The organism is Leifsonia sp. NPDC058194 (assembly GCF_042883605.1).
GTDB lineage: Bacteria > Actinomycetota > Actinomycetes > Actinomycetales > Microbacteriaceae > Leifsonia.
The window spans coordinates 398712-410206 of record NZ_JBHVVL010000003.1 but is presented as its reverse complement, the minus strand read 5'-3'; the positions used below and the strand labels follow the sequence as shown (position 1 = coordinate 410206).

Annotated in this window: 8 protein-coding genes; 7 read left to right on the top strand and 1 reads right to left on the bottom strand. The window is 69.0% G+C overall.

Annotated elements, in window-relative coordinates; all coding sequences use genetic code 11:
- Positions 1-206 precede the first annotated feature (206 nt).
- The 6 genes from mtrA to secA all read left to right on the top strand — a co-directional run bounded on the left by mtrA (position 207) and on the right by secA (position 8897).
- Positions 207-890: an MtrAB system response regulator MtrA gene (gene mtrA, locus ACFVU2_RS14170; protein WP_387875401.1), complete on the top strand. Its 684-nt coding sequence runs from the start codon at positions 207-209 to the stop codon at positions 888-890.
- 15 nt (positions 891-905) lie between these two features.
- The gene (mtrB, locus tag ACFVU2_RS14165; protein ID WP_387875398.1) at positions 906-2558 is read left to right on the top strand and encodes an MtrAB system histidine kinase MtrB; all 1653 of its coding nucleotides are present in this window, start codon (positions 906-908) and stop codon (positions 2556-2558) included.
- On the top strand, positions 2555-4249 hold the full coding sequence (locus tag ACFVU2_RS14160; protein ID WP_387875395.1) for a GerMN domain-containing protein: 1695 nt from the start codon (positions 2555-2557) through the stop codon (positions 4247-4249). Before mtrB ends, ACFVU2_RS14160 begins: the two co-directional genes overlap by 4 nt.
- A 90-nt stretch (positions 4250-4339) precedes the next feature.
- Complete coding sequence (locus ACFVU2_RS14155; RefSeq protein ID WP_387875394.1) at positions 4340-5056, top strand: ComF family protein; 717 nt, start codon at positions 4340-4342, stop codon at positions 5054-5056.
- A 107-nt stretch (positions 5057-5163) separates the two neighbouring features.
- Positions 5164-5865, top strand: coding sequence for a ribosome hibernation-promoting factor, HPF/YfiA family (hpf, locus tag ACFVU2_RS14150; protein ID WP_387875391.1), 702 nt, complete (start codon positions 5164-5166; stop codon positions 5863-5865).
- A 218-nt stretch (positions 5866-6083) separates the two neighbouring features.
- Positions 6084-8897, top strand: a complete 2814-nt coding sequence (gene secA, locus ACFVU2_RS14145; protein WP_387875389.1) for a preprotein translocase subunit SecA — start codon at positions 6084-6086, stop codon at positions 8895-8897.
- Positions 8898-8966: 69 nt separating this feature from the next.
- On the opposite strand, the gene ACFVU2_RS14140 is transcribed toward secA, so the two are convergent.
- Positions 8967-9584 (bottom strand): Rv3235 family protein, encoded by a 618-nt coding sequence (locus tag ACFVU2_RS14140; protein ID WP_387875386.1) that lies wholly within the window; start codon positions 9582-9584, stop codon positions 8967-8969.
- A 254-nt stretch (positions 9585-9838) separates the two neighbouring features.
- Here ACFVU2_RS14140 and ACFVU2_RS14135 point away from each other — a divergent pair, with 254 nt between their 5' ends.
- Positions 9839-11332, top strand: coding sequence for a sensor histidine kinase (locus ACFVU2_RS14135; protein WP_387875383.1), 1494 nt, complete (start codon positions 9839-9841; stop codon positions 11330-11332).
- Positions 11333-11495 lie beyond the last annotated feature (163 nt).

Genomic DNA, 11495 nt, shown 5'->3' with positions numbered 1-11495 from the left:
TCATCCCCGCCCGTCGCGCGTTGGTCCCATGCTGGCACATCCATCGCGCGGACACTGTCCCGCCCACAGGGGGTGGGCGGACTCCCGACTTCTCCACAGGGCACCCGCGGCTGCCTTCCACGGCTCGACCAGGGGACTCGACTACAGTTGTGCCGTTGCATCCGCGGCCGCCGGCCGCCCGAGAGAGGTTCAGGGGAACTTCGCACATGACAAGTCGCATCCTGGTGGTCGACGACGACACCGCCCTCGCCGAGATGATCGGCATCGTGCTCCGCACGGAAGGGTTCGACCCGGTGTTCTGCGAGGACGGCGCGCAGGCCGTCGAGACCTTCCACGCCGCCAAGCCCGACCTCGTGCTGCTCGACCTCATGCTCCCCGGCCTCGACGGTATCGAGGTGTGCAGCAGGATCCGCGCCGAGTCGGGTACGCCGATCATCATGCTGACCGCGAAATCCGACACCGCCGATGTGGTCAAGGGCCTCGAGTCGGGGGCGGACGACTACATGGTCAAGCCCTTCAACCCGAAGGAGCTGGTCGCGCGCATCCGTACCCGTCTGCGCCCCGCCGCGTCGGCTCCGGCAGCGGAGCAGCTGCGGATCGGCGATCTCGTCGTCGATGTCGCCGGTCACGAAGTGCGCCGCGGCGAGCAGCGGATCGCCCTGACACCGCTCGAATTCGATCTGCTCCTCGCCCTGGCGTCCACGCCGCAGCAGGTCTTCACCCGGGAGATGCTCCTCGAACAGGTCTGGGGCTACCACTACAAGGCCGATACCCGTCTGGTGAACGTCCACGTCCAGCGGCTGCGCGCCAAGGTCGAGCAGGACCCGGACAACCCCAAGATCGTCATGACCGTGCGCGGCGTCGGCTACCGCGCCGGCGCTGCGACCTAGCGCGGGGCGATCGCGATGCGGTTCCGATGGCCGGACAGGGAGTGGTGGCGGCAGCTGCCGTCGCGCCTCTCCCGGCAGTGGCGCCGGTCGCTCCAGCTGCGCACCGTCACCATCACCCTCGCGCTGACCGGCGTCGCCATCCTCGTGACGGGGATCTACATGGCGCTCAGCATCTCCAACGACCTGTACCAGTCGCGGCTCGATCAGGCGCTCCGGGACTCGAGTCGGGCGACCACCGCCGCCCAGTCCACGATGAACGCCTCCGACGTCTCGTCCGCCGACGGCGGCCGCAACCTCCTGAACTCCGCACTGCAGTCGGTGCAGACGTCGACGTCGAGCCGCCTGGTCGCCGCGTACCGCGTCCCGGGGCAGGACACAAGCGTGCTCGCGCCCCCGGACCGCGGGAGCCCGGCTCTCAACTCGGTCATCTCGGAGCAGCTCCGGACCAAGGTGCAGAAGGGAGGGACCGAGCAGTTCTACCAGTCGGTCGCCCTGCCCGCGGGAACCGACTCCACCGATCCGGGCATCGTCGTCGGCACCCAGCTCACGCTGCCGTCGTACGGCCGCTACGAGCTCTACATCGGCTACAACCTGCGCGACTCCGAGAACACGCTGCTGTTCGTCCAGAACACCCTCCTCCTTGCGGGTCTCGCCCTCATCGTCCTGATCGGAGCGATCACCTGGGTGATCGTGCGGTTCGTGATCGAACCGATCCGTGTCGCAGCGCGCACCAGTGAGAGACTGGCGGCCGGGGATCTCGCGGTCCGCATCCCCGAGCGCGGCGAGGACGTCTTCGCGACGCTGGCCCGTTCGTTCAACGGGATGGCCGACAGCATGCAGAGCCAGATCAACCAGCTCGCGACCCTGTCTCAGCTCCAGCAGCGATTCGTCTCCGACGTCTCCCACGAGCTGAGGACGCCGCTCACGACGATCCGCCTGGCCGGCGACGTGATCTACGACCAGCGCGCGACATTCCCGCCGGCGACCGAACGCACTGCGGAACTGCTGCACACCCAGATCGAGCGTTTCGACCGTCTGCTCTCCGACCTCCTGGAGATCAGCCGGTACGACGCGGGCTCCGTCGTCCTGGACCCCGAACCCACCAACCTCGTCCGGCTCTCCGAAGACGTCATCGACGAATTGCGGTCCATCTCCGAGCAGAACGGGTCGCCCCTGGTGCTCGATGCGCCGGGCGGCTACTTCGACGTGGGGATGGATCCCCGCAGGATCCGCCGGATCGTGCGCAACCTCATCGGTAACGCGATCGAGCACGGAGAGGGCCGACCCGTCGTCGTGACCGTCGACAGCAACGAGAGCGCCGTCGCTCTCACCGTGCGCGACTACGGAATCGGGATGAGCCACCAGGACGTGAACCACGTCTTCGACCGCTTCTGGCGCGCCGATCCGTCCCGCAAGCGGACGCTCGGCGGGACGGGCCTCGGTCTGGCGATCTCGCTGGAGGACGCCACCCTCCACTCGGGATGGCTGCAGGTGTGGTCCATGCCGTCCCAGGGGTCGTGTTTCCGCCTCACGCTGCCGCGCGTCCCGGGACGCGAGATCGTCGCGTCGCCGCTCCCGCTCCCCCCGACCGACGCGGGGGAGATCCCCGCGGCCTCCTCCTCGGACGAGGACGAGCAGCCGCTCTCAGCGAAGGAGGCCCGCGCATGAACGGCAGGCCGGTCCGTGCGCTCGCCGTCCTGTTGACAGCGGTGCTCGCACTCGTGCTCAGCGGCTGCGTGAGCATCCCCGACGCCGGCCCTGTGCGGCAGGGCGGCCCGGTGACACAGGTGGACGATCCGCTCGACCTCGACTTCAACCCCTCCACGCCGGAGAAGGGCGCATCGCAGCAGCGGATCGTGCAGGGCTTCATCGACGCGGCGTCCAGCCCGAAGAACAACTTCCAGATCGCGCGCGAGTACCTGACCAGAGGGATGGCCGCGACCTGGAACCCCGATGAGTCCGTCACCGTCGACGACGGGCGCAACCGGACGTACGACCACGACGGCGACCAGTGGAGCGTCGAGGTCAACCCCATCGCCAGCGTCGACTCGGTCGGGGCCTTCCATCCCGTGACGACCCGGGCCCCGATCGGGCTGCGTTACGAGCTCGTCAAACAGGACGACGAGTGGCGCATCGCCGTCGCACCCAACGGCGTCGTCATCGACGATCCGACCTTCCGTGCGGTGTACACGCAGCAGACGCTCTACTTCTACAGCCCGGATTTCGGCTACCTGGTCCCGGACGCCCGATGGTTCCCCGCGCGGGTGGCGACGTCGGCCACGCGCGTGGCGAGCGCCGTTCTGGCCGGCCCCGCGAAGTGGCTGCAGGGTGCCGTGGTCAGCGCCTTCCCGGACGGGACTCAGCTCGCCGTCCCCTCGGTGACGACGGCCGGAGGTGTCGCCCAAGTGGACCTGAGCTCCGAGGCGGGGCGCGCCGACGCCGTCCAGCTCCAACGCATGCAGCTGCAATTGGAGCAGAGCCTCGGCAGCCTCGCCCAGTCCGTCCAGCTGTCCATCGAAGGCAACGCGGAGCAGATCGCGCCTCTCAGCTCGGGAGCGGCACCACAGCAGGACCCGTCGGTCGACACGCACCCGATCGTCTACCGGGAGGACGCATTCGGGCTGTTGACCGGATCGAGCGTCGCGTCACTGAGCGGGCTCGGTGACCGCGTCGTCGCTCTGCAGCCGACGGCGGTCGCGCTCGATGCCGCACGCGATCAGGCCGCCGTGCTCTCCGCGGGCGGGGCGTACCTGGTCCGCCGCTCCGGTGACACGGTGCGCGTGGATGCCCGGGCGGGCTTGATCCCGCCGACCATCGACAACAACGGCTGGGTGCTGTCGGTCCCGGGAAGTGCTCCGGCCGGGCTCCAGGCCACGGGGGCCAACGGGGAGGCGCACGCCGTCGCCACCGACTGGCCGGGTGCGATCGGGATCCAGTCGCTCGCCGTCTCGCGCGACGGCACCCGGGTGGTCGCGCTGCTGCGCACCGCCACCGGATACTCGCTCGTCGCCGCGGGGATCGTCCGAGGCTCCGGAGGGGTGCCCGCATCGCTGACCCAGCCGGTCGAGCTGGCGGTCGGCGCGGGAACTCCGCTCTCGGTCGCGTGGACCGGGGAGCTCAGCGTCGCCCTGCTCAACTCGACGAACGGCGACGGGACGAGCATCGTCGAGCAGACGATCGGCGGCGAGCAGACCGTCACGACCGGGCCCGGGGGAGGGCGCACGATCGTCGGGGCGGACGGGCTCGCGCGCTACCTCGTCCTCACGGCGGACGGCAGCCTCCAGGCGCCGACGGGCACGGGGTGGCAGGCGCAGACGGACAAGGTCGGGGCCGTCGCGGTTCAGCTCGGACAGCCGTAGCCGCTTCTCCACAACCCTGTCGCGACGAGCCTCCTCCACACATTTCGTCGTCACCGCCCAGCGTCGGCCGCCGTTCGCGAGGCTGGATCCATGACCTCGATCTCTCTCCTCACCGATTCCCTCCGCGACGCGGCCGCCGTCCTGCTCCCGGTGCGCTGCGCCGGATGCGGCGACCCCGATCGCAGCCTCTGCATCGGCTGCCGACGTGCGCTCGCTCCGGACGTCTCAGCCACGACGGTGGGCGGCGTGCCGGTCTGGTCTGCTCTCGAGTACTCGGGAGCGACGCGTCGCGTCCTGCTGTCGTTCAAGGAATCCGGCCGGGTGGATGCAGCCCCGGCCTTGGGACGAGCGCTGCGAGCAGCGATCGTCGAGGCTCAGCGGTCCGTCCCCGCGCCGCGGAGCGGTCGCCCGGACGCACTCCTGCCGGTTCTCATCCCGTCGACGGCGGTCGCGCGCCGACGCCGCGGATTCCATCCGTCCGGACTGATGCTGTCCCGTGCCGGAATCCTCGTCCCCCCGCTCTGGCGGGCGCTGCGGCTGACCCGCCAGACGCATGACCAGGCCGGCCTCTCGTCGGCGGGCCGCGCGGACAACCGGAGCGGCAGTCTCGCGGCCTCCAGCCGCCTCCGCGGGCGACGTTGCCTGATCGTCGACGACATCGTGACGTCGGGCGCGACCGTCGTCGAAGCCGCGCGCGCGATCACAGCGGCCGGGGGGTTCGTCGTGGGTGCCGCGGCCGTCGCGCGAACGCCACGCCGGAGCCCGACCGGGCTTTCGGAGGGATTCCGGCCGGTTCCCAGCAAATAACATGCGGTTTCCGGTTCCGTTCCCCAGAGGGGAGCACTACGGTTGTCGAAAAGGCGCGAGGGTCGCCCGTGATCAGGACGACACCGCGTCGGATCAGGGAGGTCTCCATGGACATCAACATCATCGGACGCAACCTGGGAATCACCGATCGTTTCCGTGAATACGCGACTGAGAAGTCGGACAAAGTCGCGCATCTGGCAGAGCGGGCCATCTCCTTCGAGATCAAGGTCAGCCGCCACAACGAGAAGCTCGGCGGTCAGAACGGGAACGACCGGGTGGAGCTGACGCTTGTCGGGCCGCGGGCGGTGGTCCGGTCCGAGGCGACCGGAACCGACAAATACGCGGCGTTCGACCTCGCCCTGGGGAAGCTTCTCGAACGCGTGCGCCGGGCGAAGGACCGCCGCAAGGTGCACCGCGGACAGCATCGGCCGACCTCGCTGCGCGAGGCGAGCACGGACGGCTTCAGCGCCGTCGGCCTCGCCGCGGCACCCGTCGCCGTGCTCGACCAGGTGAGGACGGGCAGCGTCCCGGTGGTGCAGGATGCCGAGTCCGGCGACGAGGTCGCCGAAGACGAGTACTGCCCGGTCGTGATCCGCAAGAAGGTCTTCGCGTCGCTCCCGATGACGGTCGATGATGCGCTCTACTACATGGAGCTCGTCGGGCACGACTTCTACCTGTTCGTCGACCAGGAGACCGAGCGGCCGAGCGTCGTGTACCGCCGCAAAGGCTGGGACTACGGTGTGATCTCGCTCGACGACGACGCGGACGAGCTCCAGGAGGTCGCGACCGCCAGCCGCAAGCTCGGCTGACGACGCGCGCCGATGGCGTCCGCCCAGGCGGCGGCCGCCATCGGCGCATCCATGTCGCGGATTCACCCTCCATTCGGCTGGCTTTCAGCTGCCGCTGGAGGAACCCGGTGGCTGATCCCGTACGATGTCTCTAACGTCGCACGGTGCCAGCCGTTCGGCGTGCGTCCGACACGGACGCGGGCACGATCGGCCCGACCGAACACAAGTGGAGTGCATCAGTGGCCTCAGTTCTGGAAAAGGTTCTCCGTCTCGGCGAGGGACGGACTCTCCGTCGTCTCGAGGCGTACGCGAAAGCCGTCAACGCCCTCGAAGACGACTTCTCGGCGCTCACCGACGAAGAGCTCATGCACGAGACCGTCGAGCTCCGGGAGCGGTACAGCAACGGAGAGTCGCTCGACGACCTCCTGCCGGAGGCGTTCGCCGCCGTCCGCGAGGCGGGAAAGCGCACGCTCGGCATGCGGCACTTCGACGTGCAGCTCATGGGCGGCGCCGCCCTCCATCTCGGCAACATCGCCGAGATGAAGACCGGTGAGGGCAAGACCCTCGTGGCGACCACGGCCGCGTACCTCAACGCCATCGCGAGCCGCGGTGTGCACGTCATCACGGTCAACGACTACCTCGCGAGCTACCAGTCGGAGCTGATGGGCCGTGTCTTCCGCGCCCTCGGTATGACGACCGGTGTGATCCTCGCCGGCCAGACCCCCGAGGAGCGCCGCGAGCAGTACGCGGCCGACATCACCTACGGCACCAACAACGAGTTCGGCTTCGACTACCTGCGCGACAACATGGCGTGGCAGGCGCAGGACATGGTCCAGCGCGGCCACTACTTCGCGATCGTGGACGAGGTCGACTCCATCCTCATCGACGAGGCGCGCACCCCGCTGATCATCTCCGGGCCCTCGTCCGGCGAGGCGAACCGCTGGTTCGTCGAGTTCGCCAACCTCGCGAAGCGCCTCACCGTGGGGGAGGACTTCGAGGTCGACGAGAAGAAGCGCACGATCGGTGTGCTCGAGCCCGGTATCGAGAAGGTCGAGGACTACCTCGGCATCGACAACCTGTACGAGTCGGCGAACACTCCGCTGATCTCCTTCCTCAACAACGCCATCAAGGCCAATGCGCTCTTCAAGCGCGACAAGGACTACGTCGTCATGAACGGCGAGGTGCTCATCGTCGACGAGCACACCGGCCGCATCCTGGTAGGGCGTCGGTACAACGAGGGCATCCACCAGGCGATCGAGGCCAAGGAGGGCGTCGAGGTCAAGGCCGAGAACCAGACCCTCGCCACCGTGACCCTGCAGAACTACTTCCGCCTCTACAAGAAGCTGTCCGGCATGACCGGAACCGCCGAGACCGAGGCCGCCGAGTTCATGAGCACCTACAAGCTCGGCGTCGTCCCGATCCCCACGAACAAGCCGATGCAGCGCATCGACCAGCCCGACCTCGTCTACAAGAACGAGCAAGCCAAGTTCGAGCAGGTCGTCGAGGACATCGCCAAGCGTCACGACAAGGGCCAGCCGGTGCTCGTGGGCACCACCAGCGTCGAGAAGAGCGAGTACCTCTCGCGCGCGCTGGCGAAGAAGGGCGTCCGTCACGAGGTCCTGAACGCCAAAAACCACGCTCGTGAGGCGGCGATCGTCGCGCAGGCCGGTCGACTCGGTGCTGTCACCGTGGCGACCAACATGGCCGGCCGCGGTACCGACATCATGCTCGGCGGCAACGCCGAGTTCATCGCGGTCGCCGAGATGAACTCGCGCGGACTCTCCCCGGTGGAGACGCCGGACGAGTACGAGGAGCAGTGGGACGAGGTCTTCTCCGACGTCAAGGCGAAAGTCCAGGAGGAGGCCGACAAGGTCATCGACGCCGGCGGCCTCTACGTTCTGGGCACCGAGCGTCACGAGTCGCGCCGTATCGACAATCAGCTCCGCGGTCGTTCCGGCCGTCAGGGCGACCCGGGGGAGAGCCGCTTCTATCTGTCGCTGACGGATGACCTGATGCGCCTGTTCAACGCCGGTGCGGCCGAGAGCCTCATGGGGCGCACGAGCGTCCCCGACGACATGGCGATCGAGTCGAAGGTCGTCAGCCGCGCCATCCGGAGCGCCCAGTCGCAGGTCGAGGCGCGCAACGCCGAGATCCGCAAGAACGTCCTCAAGTACGACGACGTCCTCAACCGCCAGCGCGAGGCGATCTACGGCGACCGCCGCCAGATCCTCGAGGGCGACGACCTGCACGAGCGCGTGCAGAAGTTCCTCACCGACGTGATCGACGACATCCTCGAGCAGCACACGGGCGAGGGCAACGGGGACGACTGGGACTTCGACGCGCTGTGGGCCGAGCTCAAGACGCTCTACCCGATCGGCGTCAGCATCGACGAGGTCATCGCCGAGGCCGGCAACAAGGGCCGCATCAACCGCGACTTCATGCGCCGAGAGATCCTCTCGGATGCCCGCATCGCCTACCAGCGGCGTGAGGAGACGCTCGGCGCCCCGGCCATGCGTGAGCTCGAGCGACGCGTCGTCCTGTCGGTCATCGACCGTCGCTGGCGCGAGCACCTCTACGAGATGGACTACCTCAAGGACGGCATCGGCCTGCGAGCGATGGCTCAGCGCGACCCGCTGGTCGAGTACCAGCGCGAAGGCTTCGCGATGTTCCAGCAGATGATGGGCGCGATCCGGGAAGAGACCGTCGGGTTCCTGTTCAACCTCGAGGTGGAGGTCAACCAGGCCGCCGGCGAGGTCGAGTCCCCGTCCGTCGCGGCCAAGGGCCTCGCCCGCGGCGAAGGCGCTCAGGCGCTGAGCTACTCCGCTCCCGGCGAGGGCGGCGGAGTCGAGGTCCGCAACCAGCGCGGTCAGATCGAGAAGGCCGCCACCGCCCGGGCGCAGCGCGCCCAGCAGCAGGCGGCGCCCCAGGCCGCCCCGCCGCAGCAGGCGGCGACTCAGCGCGGGGCGTTCGGACAGGCCGTGCCGGCCGACGCCGAAGCCGACGAGGCTCCGGCGAACCGCGCCGAGCGCCGGGCGCAGTCCAAGAAGCGCTGACCCTCCGTTCCCGAACGCCGTATGGCGGCCTGAGCAAGGCCGCCATACGGCGTTCTGCATCGGCGGGCGTCAGAGGACGCTGATGGCTGTGGCGCGCCAGCGTTCCCGATGCCGTTCGAGCCGCAGGGCGATTGCGCGGGAGCGTGTGGGCTGGTGCACCATGACCACCGCTTCGACGATTCCGTCGGCGGGGTGGGACAGCAGGGGCGCCCCGATGCGGAAGCGCGGCCGCATCGCCTCCTGGGCGGCGACGGCGCGCGAGCGCGCTGCGATCACCGTACGACGCAGCAAGTGGACGAACACCGAATCGGTGACCCACCGGCCGATCTGATCGAGTGCGCGGGCACCCGCGAGGATCTCCACGACGCACAGCGCCAGGTTCGCGCACAACAGCGCGGGGTCTTGATCGAGCGTCGCCACGTCGGCGTCGGCGTCGGCCCGACGACGAGTCCCCGCCGGCCGGTCGTCATCGCCTGCGGATTCGAGAGTGGTGCGGGTCTCGATCCCCTGCGGCCGCGGGTGCGGTCGGTGGTTGGCAGGGTGCGCCGCGAACGAGCGCCGTGCCGCCTCCGGAAGTGCCTCGGCGCGGTCGCCGGCCGATCCAGGCCGATTCGGCATCATCAGGTCCGTCGCTCTCGTTGGTGCGCTCGAAGCGGGCTGTTCGATCGTCGTCGCTCTCGTCGACATGGTTCTCCTTGTGCTGTGCTGGATGTGGTGCTGCGTGTGCCGCGGTCGGCGGTGATGTCCGCCGGCGGCGACCGGGCGCCTCCGCCGGTCCGCTCTGGAATCCCTGTGCTCACGCCGCCCCCGATCTCTGCCACGGCCCCCCGGCCGCTGTCCGCACGGACTCACTCAAGCAGTGGGGAGCAGGGGAGTCCAGGGTGCCAACGCGCGTGTGGATAACCGGCGTTCGGCTCGAAGGGTCCGCCTACACTAGGGGGGTGTCGACGCTCAGTGATCTCATCCATGCTCAAGGCCGTTCGTCCGAGGTCGACGTGGAATGGCTCCACGGACTCGTGGGGGACTGGCAGCTGCTCGCCGACCTCGCTTTCGCAGACATCGTGCTCTGGGTCCCCACGAACGACGACGACTTCGTGGCCGTCGCGCACGCCCGGCCGTCGAGCGCTGCGACGCTCTTCTACCGCGACTTCGTCGGCCAGCACATCAAGCCCGAGTGGAAGCAGCAGGTGACCGATGCCTTCCGCACCAAAGCGATCATCGACACCTCCGCGCCCGACTGGTACGAAGAGACGCCGACGCGTGTGCGCGCGGTTCCGGTCATCCGCCGTCTCACGGTCCACTCGCCCGACACCGCGGACGAGCCGATCGCCATCATCACGCGGCACACGAACCTCAGCGAGGCTCGCACGCCGAGTCGGCAGGAGCTGACCTTCAACGAGTGCGCGAACGATCTCTTCAGCATGATCGCGACGGGGGACTTCCCCGACCTCGGCGCCCCCGCCGCCCCGCGCCGGGGCGCCCCGCGCGCGGCCGACGGACTCATCCGGCTCGACGTCGACGGCACGACCACGTTCGCGAGCCCGAACGCCCTGAGCGCGTTCAACCGGATGGGGTTCACCGGCGAACTGGAGGGACAGTCACTGGCCACCGTGACCACCGGTCTCGTGGCGGGGACGCTGACGGTCGACGAATCGCTCCCGCTCGTGGTGACCGGCCGCGCGCCCTGGCGGACCGACATCGAAGCGCGTGGGGTGACGGTCTCGCTGCGTGCCATCCCGATCCGCAACCGCGGTGAGCGCGTGGGCGCGATCGTGCTCTGCCGCGACGTGTCCGAGCAGCGGCATCAGGAGCGCGAGCTGATCACGAAGGACGCGACGATCCGCGAGATCCACCATCGCGTCAAGAACAACCTCCAGACGGTGGCGTCCCTCCTGCGCATCCAGGCCCGCCGTACGCACTCGGAGGAGGCGCGCGAGGCCCTCAGCCAGGCGATGCGCCGGGTTGCGGCGATCGCGGTCGTCCACGACACGCTCTCGACCGGTCTCGCCCAGATCGTGAACTTCGACGATGTCTTCGACCGGGTGCTGCTGCTGGTGGCCGAGGTGGCGGCCAGCCACACCACCACCGTGCACCCGAAGAAGACCGGGTCGTTCGGAACGCTTCCGAGCGAGTACGCGACCCCGCTCGCGCTCGCCCTGACCGAGCTGGTCACGAACGCGGTGGAGCACGGGCTCGCCGGACGCGAAGGTCAGGTGGAGATCATCGCCCATCGCTCGGCCGAGTCCCTGACCGTCAAGGTCGTCGACAACGGCTCCGGTCTGCCGGAGGGCAAGGTCGGCACGGGCCTGGGGACGCAGATCGTGCGGACTCTGATCCAGGGCGAGCTCGGTGGAGCGATCGACTGGCACACCCTGATGGGGCAGGGCACCGAGGTCACCATCGAAGTGCCGCTGCGCTACCTCACGACCGTCTGACGACGGCCCCGGGCATGGCGGAGCCCCGGACACGGAAATGCCGAGGGGCGCTCCGCGATGTCGTTGCTGTTCGGGGTGCTAGGTGTCCGTCCAGCTGGATGCGGAGCGCCGCCTCGGCGGTGCTGTGGTGCGTGGTGACGAGTACGTTCTGTGGAGCTGTGCC